This window comes from Microbacterium sp. TS-1 (assembly GCF_000509385.1).
GTDB lineage: Bacteria > Actinomycetota > Actinomycetes > Actinomycetales > Microbacteriaceae > Microbacterium > Microbacterium arborescens.
Window position 1 is genome coordinate 2,379,096 of record NZ_BASQ01000001.1, and the last position, 22,193, is coordinate 2,401,288.

The 22,193-nt window shown below is 71.4% G+C and carries 25 protein-coding genes; 15 read left to right on the forward strand and 10 right to left on the reverse strand.

What is annotated here, in order from left to right:
* The first annotated feature begins 207 nt into the window (after positions 1-207).
* Complete coding sequence (gene treS / locus MTS1_RS11115; protein WP_023953856.1) at positions 208-2,505, forward strand: maltose alpha-D-glucosyltransferase; 2,298 nt, start codon at positions 208-210, stop codon at positions 2,503-2,505.
* Between the two features lie 154 nt (positions 2,506-2,659).
* Here treS and MTS1_RS11120 read toward each other — a convergent pair whose 3' ends face one another.
* The gene (locus tag MTS1_RS11120; RefSeq protein ID WP_023953859.1) at positions 2,660-3,904 is read right to left on the reverse strand and encodes a phosphotransferase; all 1,245 of its coding nucleotides are present in this window, start codon (positions 3,902-3,904) and stop codon (positions 2,660-2,662) included.
* Between the two features lie 190 nt (positions 3,905-4,094).
* Entirely contained in the window at positions 4,095-5,399 is a 1,305-nt protein-coding gene (locus MTS1_RS11125) for an MFS transporter (RefSeq protein ID WP_233494922.1), read from the reverse strand.
* A 70-nt stretch (positions 5,400-5,469) separates the two neighbouring features.
* Between MTS1_RS11125 and MTS1_RS11130 the strand changes: the two genes are divergently transcribed.
* Both MTS1_RS11130 and MTS1_RS11135 read left to right on the forward strand, forming a co-directional pair.
* A complete protein-coding gene (locus tag MTS1_RS11130) occupies positions 5,470-6,078 on the forward strand; it encodes a TetR/AcrR family transcriptional regulator (RefSeq protein ID WP_023953863.1) in 609 nt (202 codons plus the stop codon).
* Positions 6,075-6,776, forward strand: coding sequence for a FadR/GntR family transcriptional regulator (locus MTS1_RS11135; protein ID WP_023953865.1), 702 nt, complete (start codon positions 6,075-6,077; stop codon positions 6,774-6,776). The genes MTS1_RS11130 and MTS1_RS11135 overlap by 4 nt, the downstream gene beginning before the upstream one ends.
* A gap of 7 nt (positions 6,777-6,783) precedes the next feature.
* Here MTS1_RS11135 and MTS1_RS11140 read toward each other — a convergent pair whose 3' ends face one another.
* Positions 6,784-6,972, reverse strand: coding sequence for a hypothetical protein (locus tag MTS1_RS11140; RefSeq protein WP_023953867.1), 189 nt, complete (start codon positions 6,970-6,972; stop codon positions 6,784-6,786).
* 176 nt (positions 6,973-7,148) lie between these two features.
* On the opposite strand from MTS1_RS11140, the gene MTS1_RS11145 reads away from it, so the two are divergent.
* The 3 genes from MTS1_RS11145 (at position 7,149) to MTS1_RS16840 (ending at position 10,095) form a co-directional block, all read left to right on the forward strand.
* A complete protein-coding gene (locus MTS1_RS11145) occupies positions 7,149-8,603 on the forward strand; it encodes a four-carbon acid sugar kinase family protein (protein ID WP_023953869.1) in 1,455 nt (484 codons plus the stop codon).
* Positions 8,600-9,496, forward strand: a complete 897-nt coding sequence (locus MTS1_RS11150) for an NAD(P)-dependent oxidoreductase (protein ID WP_023953871.1) — start codon at positions 8,600-8,602, stop codon at positions 9,494-9,496. Before MTS1_RS11145 ends, MTS1_RS11150 begins: the two co-directional genes overlap by 4 nt.
* Positions 9,497-9,885: 389 nt before the next feature.
* Complete coding sequence (locus MTS1_RS16840; protein WP_036305609.1) at positions 9,886-10,095, forward strand: DUF3072 domain-containing protein; 210 nt, start codon at positions 9,886-9,888, stop codon at positions 10,093-10,095.
* Here the strand turns inward: MTS1_RS16840 and MTS1_RS11160 are convergent, their stop codons facing one another.
* Genes MTS1_RS11160 through MTS1_RS11175 form a run of 4 tightly spaced genes read right to left on the reverse strand, consistent with a single transcriptional unit; the run spans position 10,096 to position 12,447 of the window.
* Positions 10,096-10,566, reverse strand: a complete 471-nt coding sequence (locus MTS1_RS11160; RefSeq protein WP_023953875.1) for a BLUF domain-containing protein — start codon at positions 10,564-10,566, stop codon at positions 10,096-10,098. It abuts the gene before it with no gap.
* On the reverse strand, positions 10,563-10,805 hold the full coding sequence (locus tag MTS1_RS11165; protein ID WP_023953876.1) for a hypothetical protein: 243 nt from the start codon (positions 10,803-10,805) through the stop codon (positions 10,563-10,565). Before MTS1_RS11165 ends, MTS1_RS11160 begins: the two co-directional genes overlap by 4 nt.
* On the reverse strand, positions 10,802-11,158 hold the full coding sequence (locus MTS1_RS11170; RefSeq protein ID WP_023953879.1) for a DUF6804 family protein: 357 nt from the start codon (positions 11,156-11,158) through the stop codon (positions 10,802-10,804). Before MTS1_RS11170 ends, MTS1_RS11165 begins: the two co-directional genes overlap by 4 nt.
* Positions 11,159-11,217: 59 nt before the next feature.
* Positions 11,218-12,447: an ROK family transcriptional regulator gene (locus MTS1_RS11175; protein WP_023953881.1), complete on the reverse strand. Its 1,230-nt coding sequence runs from the start codon at positions 12,445-12,447 to the stop codon at positions 11,218-11,220.
* A gap of 88 nt (positions 12,448-12,535) precedes the next feature.
* Between MTS1_RS11175 and xylA the strand changes: the two genes are divergently transcribed.
* Positions 12,536-13,723, forward strand: coding sequence for a xylose isomerase (xylA, locus tag MTS1_RS11180; RefSeq protein WP_023953882.1), 1,188 nt, complete (start codon positions 12,536-12,538; stop codon positions 13,721-13,723).
* A 48-nt stretch (positions 13,724-13,771) separates the two neighbouring features.
* On the forward strand, positions 13,772-15,088 hold the full coding sequence (gene xylB / locus MTS1_RS11185) for a xylulokinase (RefSeq protein WP_023953884.1): 1,317 nt from the start codon (positions 13,772-13,774) through the stop codon (positions 15,086-15,088).
* Between the two features lie 6 nt (positions 15,089-15,094).
* Here xylB and MTS1_RS11190 read toward each other — a convergent pair whose 3' ends face one another.
* Positions 15,095-15,940, reverse strand: a complete 846-nt coding sequence (locus MTS1_RS11190; RefSeq protein ID WP_023953886.1) for an NAD(P)-dependent oxidoreductase — start codon at positions 15,938-15,940, stop codon at positions 15,095-15,097.
* Between the two features lie 53 nt (positions 15,941-15,993).
* Between MTS1_RS11190 and MTS1_RS11195 the strand changes: the two genes are divergently transcribed.
* Positions 15,994-16,533, forward strand: coding sequence for a YaeQ family protein (locus MTS1_RS11195; protein WP_023953888.1), 540 nt, complete (start codon positions 15,994-15,996; stop codon positions 16,531-16,533).
* Here the strand turns inward: MTS1_RS11195 and MTS1_RS11200 are convergent.
* Entirely contained in the window at positions 16,518-17,357 is an 840-nt protein-coding gene (locus tag MTS1_RS11200; RefSeq protein WP_023953890.1) for a hypothetical protein, read from the reverse strand. The genes MTS1_RS11195 and MTS1_RS11200 overlap by 16 nt on opposite strands.
* Positions 17,358-17,554: 197 nt before the next feature.
* Between MTS1_RS11200 and MTS1_RS11205 the strand changes: the two genes are divergently transcribed.
* The 5 genes from MTS1_RS11205 (at position 17,555) to MTS1_RS11225 (ending at position 21,582) form a co-directional block, all read left to right on the forward strand.
* Positions 17,555-18,865 carry a hemolysin family protein gene (locus tag MTS1_RS11205; RefSeq protein ID WP_036304769.1) on the forward strand — a complete coding sequence of 437 codons (1,311 nt, stop codon included), beginning with the start codon at positions 17,555-17,557 and terminating at the stop codon, positions 18,863-18,865.
* A gap of 78 nt (positions 18,866-18,943) precedes the next feature.
* Positions 18,944-20,209, forward strand: a complete 1,266-nt coding sequence (nhaA, locus tag MTS1_RS11210) for a Na+/H+ antiporter NhaA (protein WP_023953895.1) — start codon at positions 18,944-18,946, stop codon at positions 20,207-20,209.
* Positions 20,210-20,322: 113 nt separating this feature from the next.
* Complete coding sequence (locus MTS1_RS11215; RefSeq protein ID WP_023953896.1) at positions 20,323-20,877, forward strand: MarR family winged helix-turn-helix transcriptional regulator; 555 nt, start codon at positions 20,323-20,325, stop codon at positions 20,875-20,877.
* 74 nt (positions 20,878-20,951) lie between these two features.
* Entirely contained in the window at positions 20,952-21,203 is a 252-nt protein-coding gene (locus tag MTS1_RS11220) for a hypothetical protein (RefSeq protein WP_023953898.1), read from the forward strand.
* 61 nt (positions 21,204-21,264) lie between these two features.
* Positions 21,265-21,582: a hypothetical protein gene (locus MTS1_RS11225; protein WP_023953900.1), complete on the forward strand. Its 318-nt coding sequence runs from the start codon at positions 21,265-21,267 to the stop codon at positions 21,580-21,582.
* 30 nt (positions 21,583-21,612) lie between these two features.
* Here MTS1_RS11225 and MTS1_RS11230 read toward each other — a convergent pair whose 3' ends face one another.
* Positions 21,613-21,957 carry a hypothetical protein gene (locus MTS1_RS11230; protein WP_036305622.1) on the reverse strand — a complete coding sequence of 115 codons (345 nt, stop codon included), beginning with the start codon at positions 21,955-21,957 and terminating at the stop codon, positions 21,613-21,615.
* 89 nt (positions 21,958-22,046) lie between these two features.
* Between MTS1_RS11230 and MTS1_RS16635 the strand changes: the two genes are divergently transcribed.
* A complete protein-coding gene (locus MTS1_RS16635) occupies positions 22,047-22,187 on the forward strand; it encodes a hypothetical protein (RefSeq protein ID WP_023953904.1) in 141 nt (46 codons plus the stop codon).
* Positions 22,188-22,193: the final 6 nt, after the last annotated feature.

Below are 22,193 nucleotides of genomic sequence, written 5' to 3' on the forward strand. Positions count from 1 at the left end.
GTGAGATGCGCGCCCAGGCGGCGAGGTCGGCGTGCTCGTCGTCATGATCGGGGTCTGCTTCTCGCTTCGGCGCGTTGCCGGCGCACGGATGCCGTCGCGGAGAGAACCTACGACGGTTTACCAGGAAGCTGCACTGTCCCCATAATGGTTCCCCTGCCCGGGCACCAGCCCTTTCCGCCGGATCCGCGCCGCCCCTAGCGTTGAGGCATGGCGCGCGACGACGAACAGCCGGAGGACCTGTACACCGCCCCGATCACCCTTCCGGGGGCGGCGGGCACCGACGGCGACGAGACAGATCTCGAGGTGCCCGAGATCAGTTACGACGAGCAGCGCTACCCGGCCCGCCCGCGGCGACTGCGTCCGCGCGACCAGTTCCGCGGCGGCAGCGTCCGCCGCAACATGACCGACCCGCGGACGGCGAACGGCAGCAACCCCTCGTACGTCGAGTGGCTCGTGCGGCAGTCGATGCTCAAGGACGCCGACGTGCTCGCGCGCCAGCTGTCGGGACAGCCCGCGATGTGGCGCAATCCGTACGCCCGCCCCGACGCGCGCCGCGCGATCTCGACGACGGACGTCTGGTTCACGGCGTACCCGATCTCGCTCATCACGCGCCCCGGGCAGTCGTTCCTCGCCGCCCTCGGCGACGACGCCCTGTGGTCGGTGTTCGAACGCATCGGCATCACCGCGATCCACACCGGGCCGGTCAAGCGCGCCGGCGGCATCACCGATTGGCGCGAGACGCCCAGCGTCGACGGTCACTTCGACCGCATCAGCACGTCGATCGACCCGGCCTTCGGCACCGAGGAGGAGTTCCGGACGCTGTGCGACGTCGCCGACGCGCACGGCGGCAGCGTGATCGACGACATCGTTCCCGGCCACACCGGCAAGGGGGCGGACTTCCGCCTGGCCGAGATGGGCTTCAAGGACTACCCGGGGATCTACCACATGGTCGAGATCCCGCCGGAGGACTGGCACCTGCTGCCCGATGTCCCCGAGGGATACGACAGCGTCAACCTCGACCCCGCGAACGAGCACGAGCTCGCCGAGCGCGGCTACATCATCGGGGCCATGCAGCGCGTCATCTTCTACACCCCCGGGGTGAAGGAGACGAACTGGAGCGCCACGGCGCCCGTCATCGGTCCCGACGGTGCGACGCGGCGCTGGGTCTACCTGCACTACTTCAAGCAGGGCCAGCCGTCGATCAACTGGCTCGACCCGACGTTCGCGGGGATGCGCCTGGTGATCGGAGACGCGCTGCACTCGCTCGGCGAGCTCGGCACCAGCGCGCTGCGTCTCGACGCCAACGGCTTCCTCGGGGTCGAGAAGAGCGCGGAGGGTCTTCCCGCCTGGTCGGAGGGGCATCCCCTCTCGCACGCCGCGAACCACATCATCGCGGGCATGGTCCGCAAGGTCGGCGGCTTCACCTTCCAGGAGCTGAACCTGACGATCGAGGACATCCGCGACACGGGGGCGGTCGGCGCCGACCTGTCCTACGACTTCATCGGACGCCCGGGCTACCACCACGCCCTGGCGACCGGGCAGACCGAATTCCTCCGTCTCGCGCTGACCTCGTCGCTCGAGCTCGGCGTCGCGCCGGTGCAGCTCGTGCACGGGATGCAGAACCACGACGAGCTCACCTACGAGCTCGTGCACTGGGCGACGCGGCACGGCGACGACGAGTACCGCTTCCGCGGGCGCGACATCACGGGCAGCGAGCTCGCGGAGGAGATCCGAGCCGATCTCACCGAGCACCTCACGGGGACGGCCGACTACAACCGCGTCTTCACGCAGAACGGCATCGCGTGCACGACGACCTCGCTCATCGCGGCATCCCGCGGCATCGCGCGCCTCGACGACATCACCGACGCCGACGTTCCCGGCATCCGTGACGCCCACCTGCTGCTGTGCGCCTACAACGCCTGGCAGCCCGGGGTCTTCGCTCTGTCGGGCTGGGATCTCGTCGGCATGCTGACGGTTCCCGCCGACGAGGTCGCCGACCTGCTGGGCGCGGGGGACACCCGCTGGATCGAACGGGGCGCGCACGATCTGCTCGATGCCGACCCCACCGCGACGCGGTCGGCCTCGGGGATGCCGCGTGGCCGGGCTCTGTACGGCGCGCTGCCCGCGCAGCTCGACGACCCGGAGTCGTTCGCCTCGCGGCTGTCGGGCATCCTCGATCTGCGCCGCGAGTACGGCATCGCGACGGCCTCGCAGGTCGACATCCCCGAGGTCGCCCATGCCGGGATGCTCGTGCTCGTGCACCGGCTCGACGAGGGTGACCCCCACGCGGACGCCGCCATGCAGGTGACGGTGCTGAACTTCTCGCCCGAGCCGACGGAGGGCACCGTGCGCTCTGAGCAGCTCGTCCCCCGCAGCGAGGTCTACGACGCCGCGTCGGGGGAGACGATCGGGCGCGTCGACGACCTGCAGAGCTTCAGCGTCTCGCTGCCGGGCTACGGGGCGACGTTCCTGGTGCTGCGCGCGCCCGAGCCTCTCGAGGACTGAGGCCGCGATACATCTGTCGGACCGGCGGTGCTGGTGTCGTCTTGGCGGCGCGTCCGGTGGACACCGGCATCGCCCGTCCGACGAATGTATCGGCAACGAGCACTCGGCGCGGGCTCGGGGCGCCGGGCGCCGGGCGCCGGGCCGGAGCCCGGGTTCAGGCCAGGGCGGCGTCGATGCCGGCGAGAGGCACGGGCAGCCAGTCCGGGCGATTGCGTGCTTCGTAGATGGACTCGTACACCGCTTTGTCGAGCACGAGGGCGCGCAGCAGCACCGGGTCGAGATCGATCGCGCCGGGGGCGGCGGCGTACGACTCGACGAAGGCGTCGCGGCAGGCCGACGCCCATCCCATCGGGTCGGGGCCGTCGCCCACCGCGCCGGCGTAGTCGAACGAACGCAGCATCCCGGCGACGTCGCGCGGAGGCAGGTCGGGGATGGCGCGCTCGGCCATCGGCCGCAGCGGCTCGCCCTCGAAGTCGACGATGCGCCATCCTCCGGCGGGCACAGCCAGCACCTGACCGAGGTGCAGGTCGCCGTGGATGCGCTGGAGGTGCGGCCATGGGCGCGCGAGCGCCGCGTCGTACAGCGCCCCGATGGCCTCGACGCGGTCGGCGACGGCAGGCACCTCGTTCGCCGCGATCGACAGCCGGCGGCGCCACGCCGCCCCCGTCGCCTCGACCTGCTCGGCCGCTGCCTCCGTCGTGTCGAGGGCGTCGCCGAGCGCACCGTGCACACCGGCGACGGCGATGCCGAGATCACGGGCAGCGTCGGTGAAGTCGCGGTTCTCACGAGCCGCCTCGAGGGCCACGGCCCACCCGTCGCGGACGCCCCGGAGGAACTCCTGGGCGAAGCCGAGGGTGCCGCGGGCCGCCCCCGAGTCGCGTCCGATGTCGGGCCATTCGGCGTCGAGGCTGCCGAAGAACCGCGGGACGAACGGTGAGCCGGCGTCGCTCAGCACGCGCTGCACGGTCACGTCGGGGTTCTCGCCGTGGTGGAGCGTGCGGAAGAGCTTCAGGATGATCGTCGGCTCGCCGTCGACGTCATAGACGATCGAGGTGTTCGACTGCTCGCCGGTGAGCACACGAGATCCGGTGACGCGCGTCACGTCGACGCCCATCTCGGCCAGGGTGCCGACGGTGAACCCGGTGTCCCGCGTCGCGTCGACGAGGTAGTCGTCTCCGTCGCGGGCGACCACGTCGTCGCCGTCGGCCGGCGCCGAGATCCGGGCGAGCGGCACGTTGTAGAGCGTCGGCAGCGCGCCGGCGTCGTCCATCAGGAGGTAGCGCGTCGCCCCGCCGGATGCGGGCTGCGCGTCGAGGATGCGGAATCGCGGTCGGTGGCTCTTGCCGGCATACCACCGCTGTCGCGCCGCCCAGGCGCCGAGCTCGTCTGTCAATCGCACGGTCCCACACTGTCGGTTCCGAATCTCCGAGCAAAAGGGCTGGACGCGCGCGGGGGAGAGGCGTAATGCTCGGTCTCGACGCGGGCCCGCACAATTGCAGCGACGCGAGCGATATCGGCGTGGTGAATCGCGGCAACAGTGGCGGACGATCGCCGCGTGTCAGCGGGCGAGGACGGCCGCGTCTCGACGCTCAAGCGCGAGGCGCAGACGCGGGCGCGGCTGCGACCCCGACGCCGGCCGGGTCGCCGTCGGGTGAGGCGCGGTGCGCCGCGGCGTCGACGATCCGCGCGCGCCGTACGGTCACCGCGGCGATGACCATGAGCGCGGCGCCGAGAGCGTACGGGGCCGCGTGCGCGACGCCCGCGTAGAGGACGCCCGCGAGGATCGGGGCGATCGTGCCCATCGCCGCGGTGAGCGACTGGGTGACCCCGCCGAGCCAGCCCTGCTCGTCGGCGCCGACCGCGTTGGACATGACGCCGTCGAGAGTCGCCTGCGCCGCACCCTGTCCGGCAGCGAGCGCGAGCGCGCCCAGGACGAACAGCCACGGCTGGGCGACGAGTGCTGCGACGACGGCCAGGGCGATGAGGCCGGCTGTCTGAGCGGCGATGCCGGCCACGATGACGCCGCGTTCACCCATCCGCGGCAGCAGGTAGCCGAGCAGGATGCCCTGGACGAGGATGTCGATCACCCCGACGACGGCGATCAGCAGTCCGATCGCCGTCGGCCCCCAGCCGATGGAGTCGAGCGCGAGAACGCTGAAGTTGTTGACGAAGAAGCCGAACGGCAGGGCGAGGAGCGCGAAGGCGATGAGCAGCGCGCGCAGCTCCGGCCGGACGAAGGCGCGGCGGAACACGGCGAACGGGTTGAGATCCGACACGGCGATCGCGGTGATGCGGTTCTTGCGGTCGAGACTCTCGGGCAAGAGGAAGACGCTGAGTGTCGCGATAAGGAACGAGATCCCGGCGGTGACGAAGACCGGAAGGGCGAGGTCGATCGCGGCGAGCAGGCCGCCGAGCGCGGGGCCGACCATCGTGCCGATCCCCGACAGCGCGCCGAGCAGTCCGAATCGCTGGGCGCGCTTCTCGGGCGGGGTGATGTCGGCGAGGTAGGCGAATAGTGCGGGAAGGTCGCCGGCCGTGGCGCCCTGGATGACGCGCGCGAGGAGCAGCACCCACAGGGCGCCTCCGACGCCGAACAGGACCATGCTCAGAGCGGCCCCGAACGACGCGACGATGATCACCGGGCGGCGCCCGAAGCGATCGGAGAGGCGCCCGAGGAAGGGCGCCGCGATGAAGGCGCACAGCCCGTTGACGGCCTCGAGCGCGCCGACCCACAGCGCGAGCTCGCCCTCGGCCGAGACGTATCGCAGCACCACGAACGGGAGAACGGGCAGGACGACGGTCATGCCTGCCGTCGTGAGAGTAGTGAGCACGATCAGCATCACCCAGCGGCGGTCGGCGCCGGCGAGACGTGAGTGCGAAAAACCTGGAGTCATACCGAAACTGTACCGATACCAGGTTCGGTGTCAATACAGGTTTTGTCGCACGCGCCCTAAGATCGACGTCATGACCGAGACCGCGCCGCTGGGGCGCCGCGAGCGCAAGAAGGCGGCCACGCGCAAACGGATCTCGGATGTCGCGACGGTGATGTTCCTCGAGCGGGGGTTCGACGACGTCAGCATCCGCGAGATCGCCGACGCCGCCGACGTCTCGCCGACGACCGTCTTCGCGCACTTCAGTCAGAAGGAGGCACTGGTCTTCGACGAGGACGACGAGCAGCGCGAGCGTCTCGTCGCGGCGGTGCGTGAGCGTCCCGCCGGGACCTCGATCGCCGGCGCCATCCGCGCCTACTACGAGCGGGAGATCCGCTCGGGCGCGGCAGAGCACGGCGACGACGTGGCCCGCCGTTTCATGGAGTTCCTCAATGCCACGCCCGCGCTGCGGGACTATGCCGCGCGTATGTGGCTGCGGCACGAGGATGCGCTCGCCGAGGCGGTGGCGGCCGAGCTCGGTGAGGAGCGGCCCGACCCCCACGTCCGGGCGTTCGCGAGGTTCGTGCTCCAGATCCAGACGATGGTCAACGAGAGCGACGATCCCGAGGCGACGCTCGACGCCGGGTTCGCCGTGCTCGAGAACGGCTGGGCGGCCGTCGAGCATCGTGGAGCGGGGCGATGAGTCGCCGCAAGTCGCTCGTCAACACCGTGGCCGACGATCTGCTCGACGGCATCATCGCCGGTCGGTTCGAGCCGGGCGGCGCCCTGCCGACCGAGGCCGAGATCGGTGCGGAGTTCGACGTCAGCCGGGTGACGGTGCGCGAGGCGCTGCGCACTCTGTCGGCTCGCGGCATCGTCCGCGTGGTCTCGGGTGTGGGGTCACGGGTCGCGCCGGTCGAGGAGTGGCGGTCCGTTTCCGACGCGCTCCGGTTCCGGGCGGCGCACGGCGACGACACCCTGGTGGCGGAGCAGCTCATCTCGACGCGTCGGGTCATCGAATGCGAGGCGGCGGCCCTGGCCGCGCCCCTCATCGACGACGCCGCCTTGGGGGAGTGCGCGGCGTGCGTCGACGAGATGGTCGCGGCCGCGGCCGCGGGAGACGTCGATCGCTTCGTAGACGCCGACCTGCGCTTCCACGCCGGGATCCTCGGCGCCTCGGGCAATCTGTTCCTCGGCGTTCTCCTCGCACCCCTCACCGAGGTGCTCGCCGAGCGACGCGCGCAGACGTCGCGGGTGCCCGAGATCCAGGAGCACGCGATCGCGGAGCACCGGGGCATCGTCGACGCGTTGCGCACGCGCGATCCGGATGCCGCACGGGCGGCGATGGATCACCACCTGCAGCAGACGCTCGACGACTTCCGCCGCTACGTGGCCGGCTGAGCCGGGCTCACGCCGAATCCGGCTCGTCGTCGTCGAGGGGTACCTCGTGGCTCTGCTCCCAGACGTCGGCCTCGTCGGCCTCGGTCGACGGTGCGGGGATCTCCGGCGCCGCGCCGGCGTCGGTCGTCGGCTGCTTCTGCTCCTCGGCATCCGCTACGGGAACCTCAGGGCCGTGCTCGCGCTCGATCTCAGACATGCCTGTCTCCTCTCGTTCCTGCGGTCGGGCAACCATCTCATGCCAGCGTGCGGTTCCGGCGGGCGCGGATGCAACCCCCGCGACGCGGCGAGTGCCGGTTGACGGCGAGGATGCCGGTGCTGCATGCTGTCATACATCTGACAGCTGCCCGACTCGCTCGACGACGAGGAGATCCCATGGCGCTCACCGCCCCTCTGCCCGACCTGCCGGAGGCGTCGCGACCCGACCTGGGACTCCTCGCGGCCCGAGTGGCCGAGAGCGGGCGCGTCTTCGTCGTCCTCGACGACGACCCGACCGGGACGCAGTCCGTCGCCGATCTGCCCGTCCTCGGGGCGTGGGATGTCGCCGACCTCGCCTGGGCGCTGTCATCGGGGGCACCCGCGGTATACGTGCTGACCAATTCGCGCAGCCTCGCGCCGGCCGACGCCGAGCGCATCAACCGCGAGGTCGTGCGCGCGGCTCTCGCGGCGGCCGAGACCGCCGGCGTCCGCGTCGATTTCGTCAGCCGCAGCGACTCGACGCTCCGCGGGCATTTCCCTCTCGAACCGGACACGATCGCCCACGAGATCGCTCGGTCGGGCTCGCCTGCGCCGACGAACGTCGTCGTGGTGCCCGCCTTCCCGGATGCCGGACGCGTCACGGTGCGCGGTGTGCACGGCATCCTGTCGGACGAGGGCTTCACCCCGATCGGCGAGACGGAGTTCGCCCGTGACTCCACGTTCGGCTTCCGCTCGTCGCGGCTTGCGGACTGGGTGGCGGAGAAGACCGACGGCGCGATCGCCGCCGCCGATGTCGTCGAGGTGACCGTCGACCACCTCCGGGCGGGAGTCGCCGCGGTCGCCGCCGTGCTGCGCGCCGCACCGGCTGGTGCGCCGATCGTCGTCGACGCCGTCGTGGAGGAGGACCTCGTGGAGCTGGCCCTCGGGCTCGAAGCGGTCGAGGCGGAGGGCCGCTCGTTCGTCTACCGGGTGGGGCCGCCGTTCGTACGCGCGCGCATCGGTCAGCGACGGCGGCCGCCCGTCGATGTCGCCGAGCTCGGCGTCGATCGCGCGGCGCGCGGCGGGCTGGTCGTCGTGGGGTCGCACGTCGGCCTGACGAGCCGTCAGCTCGCGGACCTCGTTCGTCACCGTCCCCTCGAAGCCGTCGTCGAGCTCGACGTGCCGCGGCTGCTCGATCCCGCGCAGCGCGCCGCCGAGCTCGATCGAGCCGGGGCGACCATCGCGACGGCTCTGCTGCGCGGCGACGTCGTGCTCCATACGAGCCGGACCCTCGTGCGAACCGACGACCCCGACGAGAGCCTCGACATCTCGCGCCGCGTCTCGGAAGCCGTCGTCGAGGTCGTCCGCGGGGTCGTCGCGGGGGTCACGCCCCGCTTCGTCATCGCGAAGGGCGGCATCACCTCGTCCGACGTGGCCACGCGGGGGCTCGAGATCCGCCGAGCCCGCGTGCGCGGCTCGCTCTTCCCCGGGATCGTGTCGGTCTGGGAGGCCGCCGACGGCCCGGCATCCGGAATCCCCTACATCGTCTTCGCCGGGAACGTCGGCGACGACGGTTCGCTGACCGCCGCGGTCGAACGGCTCTCCCTGACCCCCGCACATCCCGCTCGAGACCGAGGAGAACCGCAGGAATGAACGAGAACCCGAGCGTCGCCGTCCTGGGACTGGGGGCGATGGGCCTGCCGATGGCCGAGCGTCTCGCAGAGACCTTCACCGTCCGCGGCTTCGACATCGCCCCCGCCCGGCTCGGGCTGGCCGCCGAGTCCGGGATCGCCCCTGCTGGTTCCGCCGCCGAGGCCGCCACGGGCGCGCAGGTCGTCCTGGTGGCGGTGCGTGACTCCGCGCAGCTCGCGGATGTCCTGTTCGGGGATGCCGGCATCGCCGACTCTCTCGCGGAGGGGGCGGTCGTCGTCCTCACGAGCACCGTCGGAACCGAGGGCGTCGCGGATGTCGCGGTCTCGCTCGCGCAACGGGGCATCGGTCTCGTCGACGCCCCGCTGAGCGGTGGTCCGGCCCGGGCGAGGGAGGGCGATCTGCTGATCGTCGTCGGGGCGCACCCCGCCGCCCTCGCCGTCGCGAGGCCCGTCCTGGAGGTGCTCGCGTCGACCCTCACGATCGTCGGGGAGCGGGCGGGTGATGGTCAGGCGCTGAAGACCGTCAACCAGCTGCTGTGCGGCGTGCACATCGCGGCCGCCGCCGAAGCGCTCGCGCTCGCCGACCGGCTCGGGCTCGACCTCGACCGGACGCTGGAGGCGCTGCAGGCGGGCGCCGCGGCGTCGTTCATGCTCGGAAACCGCGGCCCGCGCATGCTGCAGGCCTGGGACGACGAGGGCGCCGAGGTGCTCAGCCGCCTCGACATCTTCGTCAAGGACATGGGGATCGTCGGGGCCGCGGCGCGGCGCGCGGGCCTCCCGGCGCCGCTGGCGGCGGCCGCCGAGCAGAGCTACCTGCTCGCGCAGGCCCAGGGCCTGGGTGAGAGCGACGACTCCTCCGTGATCCGCATCTCCGCCCCCGCGCGCCGCACCTGAGCTCCGATCTTGCGGATTCCTTGAGGTTGCTCGGTAGGCGCGTTGCGCATTCCTTGCGGTGCGTCGCCGAAGATCGAAGAACACCCGGCCACGGGGACGCTGCCCGAACGGCGTCACCGGGCCGGGTTCTCTCGTTGAGGGCTTTTCGCGGAACGCGCAAGTGCCTCGGCTTCTCGGGACGGTCGGCATAGCGTCGAGGCATGACCGACCAGAGCATCCCCACTCCCGACGAGCCGACTTTCCCGGCGCCCGCCGAACCGACCGTCCCCGTACCCACGGAACCGACCGCGCCGGCGCCCGGTGAGCCGTCGGCCCCGACCCCGCCCGCCTCGGCCGCGTTTGCAGCCGACAGCCTCGGCAGCGCCGACACCCCGGACAGCGCCGACACGCTGGGCGGAACCGACGGCGGTGGCCAGGGGTCGCCCGTGAAGGATCCCGAGAACTGGGTCACCGGCGACGAGCCCATGACGGGGCCGCAGCGGAGCTACCTCGACACCCTCGCTCGCGAGGCCGGCGAGGAACTCCCCGGCAACCTCACCAAGGCCGAGGCCTCGGAGCAGATCGACCGTCTGCAGGACGCGACCGGCCGCGGCGAGTGACTACGACCCGGCCGCCGTGTCCCGCGGCGGCCGGGACGATCGCACACGGAACCACAGGCTCAGCTCTCGGGCGGCGCGCAACGTCGCACTCGGGTCGTCCGAGCCCTCGAGGTCGTCGAAGGTGTCGCGGAACCCCGCGGGGGCGTCGCCGGTCGTCTCCGCAATCGGCTGATAGCCCATCGTCCACTCGCGGAACTCGCGCTGGGCGATGGGTTGCTCGATGAGCACCCGCATGTCGAAGTGACGTGGGTCCCGGTCGATCGTGGCGAGGAGCTCGCGCACCGTCCGCTCGGGGCCCTCGAGCACCTGGACGAACCGGCCGCCGCGGTACAGCAGCATCCCGGTCAGGTCTCGCGCCGCGTTCGATGCGCGGCTCTGCGCCAGGAGCTCGGCGAGATCGTCGTCGCCGAACGGGGTGCGTGCGTTGCTGGTGTAGAGGACCGACAGCAGGTCGTCGGAGGTCGAGGTCATCGGATCTCCCGGAGTTCGATGGGCGGCGTCTCGTCGGGGGTGTCGGGAGTCGCGCGGGCAGCGAGCGCGCGCATGGCCGCGGTCAGCTCGACGAAGGCCCCGGCGCAGGCGGACCGGGAGTCGTAGGCGAGATACCGCCCGTCGGGCTGGCGGTCGATGTAGCCGACGAACTCGCCGGTGCGGCTCCCGACGTGGAAGCCGTCCTCGACGCGGGCCCAGACGATTCCGGTTCCGGTCATCGGGCGGCCTGCGCGCGGGGCACCCACACGAGGGTGCCGGCGGCGATGAACGTCGCTGCGCCGATGACGTGGGCGGCCAGCCAGACCGGCTGGTCGAGCGAGAACGGATACACCGGGTTCCACAGCACCGCGATCGCCGCCATCGGGACGGCCCACCACCACTGTCGCGCCTGGATCGCGAACCACGCGATGATCAAAGCCAGGATCGCCGCGATGAACGAGATCACGATCGCGAACTCCCCGCCGATGAGCGGGATGCCGGCCACGAGGGCGGCGGCCCCCAGGATGCCGGGTGCGAGCGCGTTGCGCTGCCGCTGCGGCGGCTCGACGGGGCGGGAGGATCTGGATGCCATGCGGACGTTTCTCTCGGGACGGATGCCGCGGCGCTGCGCGACCGTTCGATCGTACGAGTTCAGCGTGCGGCGACGGCGGCGCTTGACGCGGCGGTCGAATCGGTCATGGGTGTGCCGGAGCCGGTCATGACCGGGACCGGGTCGGAGAGGAGGGCGGCGAACGCGGTCTCGGCGGCGCCCACGAGGAGCCGGTCGTCGCCCAGCTCCGCCGTGCGCATGAGCGGTGCGTGGCCGGAGATCGTCTGTCGCGCGACCGCCTCGGCGAACGCGTCGACGTCGCTCTCGACGAGCGGGGCGAGGAAGCCGCCGAGCACGACCACGGCCGGATCGAGGACGTTGACCGCGCTCGCGACGGCGGAGGCGAGGATGCGGCGCTGCCGCTGCACCTCGGCTCGGGCGGCGGGGTTCGCGGCGCCGTGGACGGCCGCGCGCAGCTCGGCGCCGTCCGCGCCGGGGAGCCCCAGCGAGGCGATCAGGCGGTGCTGGCTGACCTCGTCCTCGAGTGCGGCGTGCTCGCCGGAGCGGCGGTCGGCAGCGTCCTCGACGATCGCGGGATTGTGTCCGAACTCGCCGGCGAGACCGCGTGCGCCCCCGACCAGGGCGCCTCCGACGACGAGCCCGCCGCCGATGCCGCTCGCGCCGCCGTTGAGATAGATCACGTCCGCGACACCTCGCGCGGCGCCGAAGAGGTACTCGGCGTGCGCGCCGTAGGACGCGTCGTTGCCGACGGTCGTCGGGGTTCGCGTCGCGGCCGACACGAGGTCGGCGAGCGGCGCGTCCGTCCAGCGCAGGTGCGGGGCATGCACGACGAGGCCCGCGGCCGGCTCGACGAGACCGGGGACGGCGACGCCGATCCCGATGACCGTCGTCGTGGCGAGCGGCCCCGCGCGCCATTCCTCGATGGTCTCCGCGACGAGCGAGGCGAGCTCCTGCGGCGTGATGAGGCTGGTCGTGACGGCGCGCCGACGGGCCTGCACGCGGCGGTCGAGTCCGACCGCCGCGAGTGTCACGGCGTCGACCTCGGGGTTCACGGCGACGGCGACGACGTCGGGGCGCGCGGTGATGACGGGGGAGGGGCGGCCGATGCGTCCCTCGGCGGCGCCGGCGGTCTCGGTCACGAGGCCGAGGCGAGCGAGCTCCGCCGTGAGCGCGCCGATGGTCGAGCGGTTGAGTCCCAGCTCGGCGGTGAGCGCGGCGCGCGAGATCGGGCCGTCGCGATGCACGGCGACGAGCATCCGGGCGAGATTCACACGCCGGACGAGTTCGGCGGTTCCCGGCGCGACACTCACGGGATCAGCCTACGAGAACACAGTTTGTTGACGTAATAGACAAACCGACTTACGCTGAGGTCGCAGCAATCGAAGCGAAGGAGCACGCATGCGCACCCCGACCCCGGCCGACAAGTTCACGTTCGGCCTCTGGACCATCGGCTACAACGGCACCGACCCGTTCGGCGGTCCGACCCGGCCGCCCCTCGACGTCGTCCACGCGGTCGAGAAGCTCGCCGAGCTCGGGGCCGCGGGACTGACGTTCCACGACGACGACCTCTTCGCGTTCGGATCGAGCGAGAGCGAGCGCCAGACGCAGATCGACCGCCTCAAGGGCGCGCTCGCCGACACCGGGCTGACCGTGCCGATGGTGACCACCAACCTCTTCAGCGCGCCGGTCTTCAAGGACGGCGGGTTCACCTCGAACGACCGCGCGGTGCGGCGCTTCGCGATCCGCAAGGCGCTGCGTCAGATCGACCTGGGCGCCGAGCTCGGCGCCGAGACCTTCGTCATGTGGGGCGGCCGCGAGGGCGCCGAGTACGACTCCGCGAAGGACGTCCGTCAGGCGCTGGAGCGCTACCGCGAGGCGGTGAACTTCCTCGGCGACTACGTCGTCGAGAAGGGGTACAACCTGCGTTTCGCGATCGAGCCGAAGCCGAACGAGCCGCGCGGCGACATCCTGCTTCCGACCGTCGGTCACGCCCTCGCCTTCATCGAGTCGCTCGAGCGCCCCGAGCTCGTCGGACTGAACCCCGAGGTCGGGCACGAGCAGATGGCGGGCCTGAACTTCGCGGCCGGCATCGCACAGGCCCTGTACCACGGCAAGCTCTTCCACATCGACCTCAACGGCCAGCGCGGCATCAAGTACGACCAGGACCTCGTGTTCGGACACGGCGACCTGCACAACGCCTTCGCGCTCGTCGACCTGCTCGAGAACGGCGGCCCGAACGGCGGACCGGCCTATGACGGCCCCCGCCACTTCGACTACAAGCCGAGCCGCACCGAGGACGAGACCGGCGTCTGGGACTCCGCCGCCGCGAACATGCGCACTTACCTGCTGCTCAAGGAGCGGGCCGCGGCGTTCCGCGCCGACCCGGAGGTGCAGGAGGCGCTCGAGGCGGCCCGCGTTCCCGAGCTCGCCCAGCCGACGTTCGGCGAGGGGGAGAGCTACGACGACTTCGTCGGCGACCGCTCCGCCTACGAGGACTTCGACGCCGACGCGTACCTCGGGGGCAAGGGCTTCGGATTCGTCCGTCTGCAGCAGCTCGCGACCGAGCACCTGCTCGGCGCACGCTGACACCGGCGCCGCGAGAAGCCCCGTAACGCGAGAGAAGAGGATGCCGGCATGACGCTGGTCATGGGTGTCGACTCGTCGACCCAATCGTGCAAGGTCGTGATCGTCGATGCCGACACCGGTCGGGTCGTCCGGGAGGGGCGCGCGCCCCACCCGGACGGCACGAGCGTCGACCCCGAGTCGTGGTGGACCGCACTGCAGGCGGCGATCGAGCTGGCGGGCGGGATGGCGGACGTCGCGGCCTGGTCGATCGGCGGGCAGCAGCACGGCCTCGTCGCGCTCGACGAGCGGGGGGCCGTCGTGCGCGACGCGCTGCTGTGGAACGACACGAGATCGGCGCAGGCGGCATCCGATCTCGTCGCCGAATACGGCGCCGACCGGCTCGCCGAGCGCACCGGGCTCGTGCCCGTCGCCTCGTTCACCATCAGCAAGCTGCGGTGGCTGCGCGACCACGAGCCGGAGAACGCCGCACGCACGGCGGCCGTGGCTCTGCCGCACGACTGGCTGACCTGGCGCCTGCGCGGCTTCGGCCCGGTCGCCGACCGTGCGGCCGGGGCCGCCGCTCTGGCCGAGCTCGTCACGGATCGCTCCGACGCCTCGGGGACCGGCTACTGGAGCGCTGTCACGGGCGAGTACGACCGCGAGCTGCTCGTGTCCGCTCTCGGGCACGATGCCGTGGTTCCGCGGGTCCTCGCCGCCGACGAGTGGGTGGAGGACCGGGACGGCCGCCGAGTCGCGGCGGGCGCCGGCGACAACGCGGCATCCGCTCTCGGCGTCGGCGCGGGCGTCGGCGACGTCGTCGTCTCGATCGGCACGTCGGGCACGGTCTTCGCCGTGAGCGAGACGCCCGCGGTCGACGCGACCGGGACCGTGGCGGGCTTCGCGTCAGCCGACGGGCATCACCTGCCGCTCGTGTGCACGCTCAATGCCGCACGGGTGCTCGATGTCGTCGCCGCTCTGCTGGGGGTCGACCACGACGGCCTGTCGCGCCTCGCGCTGTCGGCCGAGCCCGGGGCGGGAGGGCTGACGCTCGTGCCGTACTTCGAGGGCGAACGCACGCCCAATCTGCCGGACGCGACGGCCTCGCTGACCGGGTTGACGCTCGCCTCGACCACGCGCGAGAACCTCGCCCGTGGCGCGGTCGAGGGGATGCTGGCAGGTCTCGGTGCCGGGCTCGACGCGCTGCGCGACCAGGGCGTGCCGCTGCGGCGCGTGCTGCTGGTCGGCGGGGGGGCGCGATCGGCCGCCGTGCAGCAGATCGCCCCCGCGGTGTTCGGTCTCGACGTCGAGGTGCCCGCGCCGGGCGAGTACGTCGCGCTCGGCGCGGCTGAGCAGGCCCGCCGCGTCGCCGCGGCGGGTGCCCGTTAGATCGCCTCAGACGTGGTCGCGCCAGGAGTGCTTCGGCTCGTAGCCCAGAAGCCTGCGCGCCTTCTCGGTGGAGAAGAGCGACTCGTTCGTTCCGAGGTCGCCGCGGATCTCGACGTCGGGGAACACCTCGGCCACGAGCTCCGCGTTCGGGCGTGACATGACGGTGTCGGCGGCGGCGATGAGGAACCGGTCGAAGCCCGTCGGCGCGTTCTCGAGCGCACGCAGAACCGCTTGGGCACCGTCGCGCGCGTCGATATAGCTCCACACGTTCCACTTGCGGCGCATCGGGTCGGCGTCGAACGAGGGGAACTCGGCGTAGTCCTCGGGCACCATGACGTTCGAGAATCGCAGCGCCGTGATCGACAGTCCGGGGTGCCAGCGTACGAGCTCGATCGCGAGCTGCTCCTCGAGATGCTTCACGAGCGAGTACACCGACTCGGGGCGGGCGGGATACTCCTCGTCGACGGGGATGTACGGCGGCGGCACATCGAAGGGCAGCCCCTGCACCGTCTCGCTCGAGGCGTAGACGATCCGGTCGATGCCGAGCCGGGTCGCGGCGTGGAAGACGTTGAAGGTCGCGGCCATGTTGTTGTGGAACGTCGCGATGTCGGGCCGGACGCCGGGCGCGGGGACGGCGCCGAGGTGCACGATCGCGTCGACGCCGTCGTGGCGGTCGCCGACCGAGCCGAAAGCGTCGACGACCTGGCCGTAGTCGGTCAGGTCGATCTGCACGAACGCGGGGCCGCGCCTGCCGATCACGTCGAAGCCGATGACCTCGTGGCCTGCCGCCGTGAGCTCACGAGCGACGACCGTGCCGAGTTTTCCCGATGATCCCGTCAGTGCGATCCGCATGAGAACAGCGTCGCACACGGCGGTGCCACCGGGGGCGGCTAGGCTCGTTCCTCATGGCTGCCGGGGCGACGATCCACACGTTCGATGCGACGCTCGCCGACGTCGACCGCGGCGTGTACGAGTCGTTCGCCCTGCGCGTCGCGCGGCATCCCTCCGAGACCGACGCCTTCATGCTGACCCGGTTGCTGGCGTACTGCCTCGAGTACGAGGAGGGCATCGACTTCACCGAGGGCATCGCCGCGAAGGACGAGCCCGCCGTGCTCGTGCGCGACCTGACGGGATCGATCGTCGCCTGGATCGAGGTGGGGGCGCCGGATGCCGCGCGCCTGCACCTCGGCAGCAAGCAGGCCGATCGCGTCGCCGTCTACACGCAGCGCAATCCCGGTCCGATCGTGGCCGCGTGGGCGGGGAAGAAGATCCACCGCGTCTCGGAGATCACCCTCCACAGCTTCGAGCCGGGTTTCATCGACACCCTCGTCTCGGCGCTCGACCGCCGCAACACCGTGACGGTCTCGGTCACCGAGCGCCACCTCTACGTCGAGCTCAACGGCGTCACCGCCGAGTCCGACGTCATCACTCAGCCCGCGGGCTGACTCGCCGCTTCGCCGGGCGCCTCCGGTGCGGCGGAGGACGCCGGCGCCTCCGACACGAAGACGTCGACGCCGGCATCCGTCAGCACGAACTGCAGCCCGGTGCCGAGGGGATATCGCTCGAGGAGCTCGTCGGGCTGATCCTCCCAGACGACGAAAGAGACGGCCGCGGGGAACGCGCCGGCGGAGCAGCCTTGGTAGAACGCCCCGCTGCGCGAGCCGTCACCGGATGTCTCATCGTCGATGCGCGCGACGGAGAGGCAGACGTCGTCGTTTCCCCGCCAGGTGTCGGTGGAGCGGAACACCGACAGGCCGAGGAACTTCTCGAACGACCCCGGCTCGACCCCGCCACTGTACGGCCGCATGAATGCGGGGATCTCCTCGCCCGTGGGCAGCAGCGTGGTGACGTGGGAGATTCTCGCATCCGGCGGCAACGCGGTCGCGGTCGATGCGCTGCGGGCCGTCGCGAACGCGGTGATCCCCACCGAGAGGGCGGCCACCGCGACGAGCGAACCGGCCCACAAGAGGATCGAGCGCAGCGGCCGCGCGCGGCGCGCCGTCGGTTCCGCGACGCCATCCCCCGGCTCGTCATGCCGCGGCTCGTCGGATCGGGCCGTTGGCAGGTCCGTGAGCGTGTCGATGGTCGACGGACGCACGGGCTCCGGATCGGGCTCGCGTGCGTGCGTGCGCGGTATCCGTTCCGCGCGTTCGCGCTGTTCGAGCTCCGTCAGTCGAGCCAGCGCAGCGGGATCGTCGGCGATGTCACCGCCCGGCGCGTAGGCGCGGAGGCGGAGCGCGCGGAGCTCGGCGGCCACACCCTCGTCCATCCCTGCATCGTGGCACATCCCGACATCGGTGGGGGCCTCGGCCGTTGGCCTCGGCCGTTGTCAAGCGTTCAGCGCATCCCGAGCAGATGCCGCTATTTTTGTGCGATGACGCATCGAGCCTCGAAGGCCTCCGACTCCGACAGTCCCGGCGCCCGGGTGACCCCGGGCGCGTCCCGTCTCGCGAGCGAGGTCCGCCGGTGAACGGCGACCTGCTCCTCAACATCGTCCTCGTCGTCGTCTTCGTGCTGATCGGTGGTGTGTTCGCCGCCACCGAGATGGCCCTCGTCACGTTGCGCGAGAGCCAGGTCAACGCGCTCGCCCTCCGCGGCAAACGGGGCGAGAAGGTGGCCGCGCTCGCGCGGAACCCCAACACGTTCCTCTCCGCCGTGCAGATCGGTGTGACGGTCGCGGGCTTCGCCTCGGCGGCGTACGGCGCCTCGTCGATCGCGCCCTCGCTCGCCCCGCTGCTGGTGTCGTGGGGGCTGTCCGATGCCGCCGCGATGACCGTGGCGACGATCGTGCTGACCCTGATCATCGCCTACCTCTCGCTCGTGCTCGGCGAGCTGGTGCCCAAGCGCCTCGCGATCCAGCGCAACGCCGCCTTCGCGTACGGTGTCGCTCCGGTGCTCAACGGCTTCGCGAAGCTCATGCGCCCGGTGATCTGGCTGCTCTCGCTCTCGACCAACCTGCTCGTGCGGCTGCTGGGGGGCGACCCGAACAAGACCGGCGAGGAGCTCAGCGACGAGGAGCTCCGCGACATCGTGTCGAGTCACGAGGGCCTTCCCGAGGACGAGCGGCGCATCCTCGACGACGTGCTGTCGCTGCGCGACCGTCAGCTGAGCGAGGTGATGCGTCCGCGACCCGAAGTGGTCTCGCTGCCGGGCGGCGAGACCGTCGGCGCGGCCGCCGCGCTCGTTCGCGATCTGCCGTACTCGCGGTACCCGATCATCGATCAGACCATCGACGATGTGGCCGGATTCGTCCACGTGCGCGACGTCCTGGATGCCGCGGGCACCGACGACACGCAGTCCCTCCAGTCGATCGTGCGACCGATCCGCTACTTTCCCTCGACCGCGCGGCTGCTGCCGACCCTCACGTCGATGCGCGCCGAGGGCAGCCAGATCGCGGTCGTCGTCGACGAGTACGGCGGCACCGACGGCATCGTCACCCTCGAGGACCTCGTCGAGGAGGTCGTCGGCGAGATCGTCGACGAATACGACACCGAGGCGATGCCGCATCCGCTCGCCGGCGACGGCGGACCGGTGGACGGGCGGCTGAACCTGCAGGACTTCGAGGAGGCCACCGGCATCTCGATCCCGCGCGGGACGTCCGACACCGTGGCCGGCTTCGTGATCGAGCAGCTCGGGCGCCTCGCGCGGGTCGGCGATCGCATCGAGGTCGACGGCGCGACGATCGAGGTGACGCGACTGGACCGTCGTCGCATCGCGGAGCTGCACGTCGCGCGCGCGTCGACGGAGGGCCCCGCGGTCGCATCGCCCGAAGAGTAAACTGGCGGTCGGCGTGTCGGGAAGTCTGGTCGACAAGGCCGGTGTCGAACGCCGGCGAAGGACGAGAGGTCTCCCCGCATGTACGACGCTTTGCCCCGCCGAGCCCGCCTGCGCCGCTGGCTGTCCCGTGAGACGACGGGCGGCGCGCTGCTTCTCGCGGCCGCGGCCCTCGCGCTGATCTGGGCGAACTCGCCCCTCGCCGCCTCCTACACCGCGTTGTCGGAGTTCACGATCGGGCCCGCGGCGCTGCACCTCGACCTCTCGCTGTCGACGTGGGCCGCGGACGGCCTGCTCGCGCTGTTCTTCTTCGTCGTGGGCGTCGAGCTCAAGCACGAGTTCGTCGCGGGCAGTCTCCGCCGCCCGCGCGAGGCGGCGGTGCCGGTGCTGGCGGCGGTGGGCGGGATGCTGCTGCCCGCGATCCTCTTCACCGCCGTGATCCTCGTCACGGGCGACACCGAGGCGCTGCGCGGGTGGGCGATCCCGACCGCGACCGACATCGCGTTCGCACTCGCGGTGCTGGCGATCTTCGGGCGCGGTCTCCCGCCGGGGCTGCGTACGTTCCTGCTGACCCTCGCCGTCGTCGACGATCTGCTCGCGATCCTGATCATCGCGATCTTCTACACCGCGACGATCCACATCGTGGCGCTCGCGGTGGCGCTCGCGACCGCGGCGGTGTTCGCCGTCGTCGTCCGGCAGCGATGGGCCCGGTGGTGGATGCTGCTGCCGCTCGGGCTCGTCGTCTGGGGCTTCCTCCACGCCTCCGGCGTCCATGCCACGATCGCGGGGGTGCTGCTCGGGTTCGCCGTCCCCGCCCGGCCGGTGCACGGCGAGAGCGTGGCGCGCACCGACACGTACGACGACCTCGTGCGTCCCTTCTCCTCGGGTATCGCTCTCCCCGTGTTCGCGTTCTTCGCGGCCGGGGTCAGCGTGGTCGGGACCAGCGATCCGCTCGCGGTCGTCGCGCAGCCCGTCGTGCTCGCGATCATCGTCGGCCTGGTCGTCGGCAAGGCGGCCGGCGTGCTGGGGACCACCGCGCTCGTCACCCGGACGACGCCGCTCCGGCTGCCGGACGGCGTCGGGATGCGCGATCTTCTGCCCATCGGGCTGCTCTGCGGGATCGGGTTCACGGTGTCGCTGCTCATCACGGGGTTGTCCTTCGCCGACGGCGTCCACACCGACGGCGCCCGGCTCGGCGTGCTACTCGGAACGCTGCTGTCCGCCGCGGGAGCCGCCGTGCTGCTCAGCCGGAGTGCTCGACGCGCCCGGGCGGCCGCCGCGGACGCGCCCGCCGGGCACACCATCGATGGCGACGGACCTGCGCTGGGGTACGACCGCGACGAGTGACCGACGGCGCAGACGTTCGTGTTCCGGATCATCCCCTCTCATGGATGGGCGAGCGCGTCAATCCCTCGGCGTGCGACGTGCGCGAGGCCCCGCCCGCGTCTTAGGATGCCGAGGTGCCCGATGTCCCGACGCCCACGCATTACTGGTACCCGTCGGACTCGGACGACCCCGGCACTCCTCGCGAGCGCGGCATCGCCGTGCTCCAGGCGTTCCGGCTCTATCGCGCCGCGGAAGCTGCCATGCGCCGCCGCACGCGGGATTCCATGTCGATGGGCGAGAACGAGCTGCTCGTGCTCCGCTATCTCATCAAGGCGCACGGCGAGGGGCGTCTCGTCGGGCCGACCGAGCTCTCCCGCTACCTCGGCATCTCGACGGCTTCGACGACGGCGCTGATCGACCGGCTGCAGAAGTCCGGCCACGTCACCCGTCAGGCCCACCCCAGCGACCGGCGCAGCGTCCATGTGGTCGCCACGGAGAAGTCGGACGAAGAGGTGCGCGAGACCCTCGGGCGGATGCACGAGCGCATGATCGCCGCCGTCGACGGCATGTCGGCGGAGGAGGCGCGCATCGTCATCGCGTGTCTCGGACGCCTGCAGCAGGCCGTCGACGAGGTCGACGCCCACGCGCCCGATCCGCGCGCCGTTCAGGCCCGCAGCGACCGCGCCTGACAGGTAGCTAGTCACCGGAGAAAGCCCGCGAATTGACATTCGTCAAGCGGGGAACCGCGTGACACCATGAGAACATGTGTTCCCTTCCGGTGACCCCGACCGAGGAGCGCTTCACCATCGAGGGCCAGGTGGTGACGTCGTTCTCGGGCGTGGTCTCGCGCCTGGCCGCCGCGCATCCGTCCCTCGCCGTCGTCGACATCGAGCGGGTCGTGCTGCGCGAGTGGGAGGCGTTCAGCGCCAGCCGTCCGGTGGTGGTTCCGATCGGCGTCGAAGAGGGTGCCGCCGAGATGCTTGCAGTCGAGACCTCGGCTCAGATCGACGGCTGACGGCCCCCGCGCCCACGGTCCGTCGTTTATCGGACCGTCTGTTGCGCGTTAGGCTCACTGCGTGGGCCGATTCATCTACGACACGCTGGGGAACTCCGTCGAGATCGACGACCGGACTCTGGCGCACCTGCGCATCGTCATCATGAACAAGCTGCGCCGTTCCGAGCCGTTTATGTTCGACATCGATCTGCCTCGCGGGGGTGAGCGTCGCAGCTACTGGATCCACCCGTCCGTGCCGCTGCAGTTCCACTTCTCGGGCAGCAGGCAGCCGCGCATCAACCGCCACTGGGTCGAAGAGCTCATGCAGGTCGCCAGCGGGCCGGCAGGCCTGACGATCGTCCCCGAGCCGGCCGAGGACGGCGCGCCCGAAGTCGGCTGAGCGGCGTTGCCCGCTCTGCGCTGCGGCCGGTCAGGATGCGGCGTCGTTGCCCGTCGGGGCGACCGTGTCGGGGTCGTCGACGTGCTCGGTGACCACCATGATGCCGCCGGACGAGTTCGCGGAGTTCGCCATCTCCTCGACCCACTCGCGGCTGAGCGTCGTCGGCTCGGGGTCGTCGAAGGCGAACCGGAGCGGGATCGAGGGGTGCAGCCAGATCGTGCTGCGTCCCGTGGGCTCGCCGTCGGGGTGTCGCCATGAGAGCGTGAAGCTCTCGCCGCGACGCAGCTTGGTGGCGATGACCACCTTGAGGTGCGCCAGCGTGCGGTCTTCGATGTGGATCGGCGATGCGCCGTCTCCGTAATAGATGGTGCCCACGAGCACCACATTAAACGTCCGCGGGACGAAGCCCAATCTCATTGTCAAGGGCTCGACGCTCCGTGGATCGCGGATGAAAGTGGGAGCCGATGATGATTGATCCGCGCCCCGATGACGAGCTCGAGCCCAAGCCCACCGGCTCGCTCGACGAGGACGTGTTCGCGGATCTGCCGGCTTTCGATGTCGTCGATGGTGAACTGATGCCGCGCGCTCCGAAGCGCGGTCGGTAACAATGG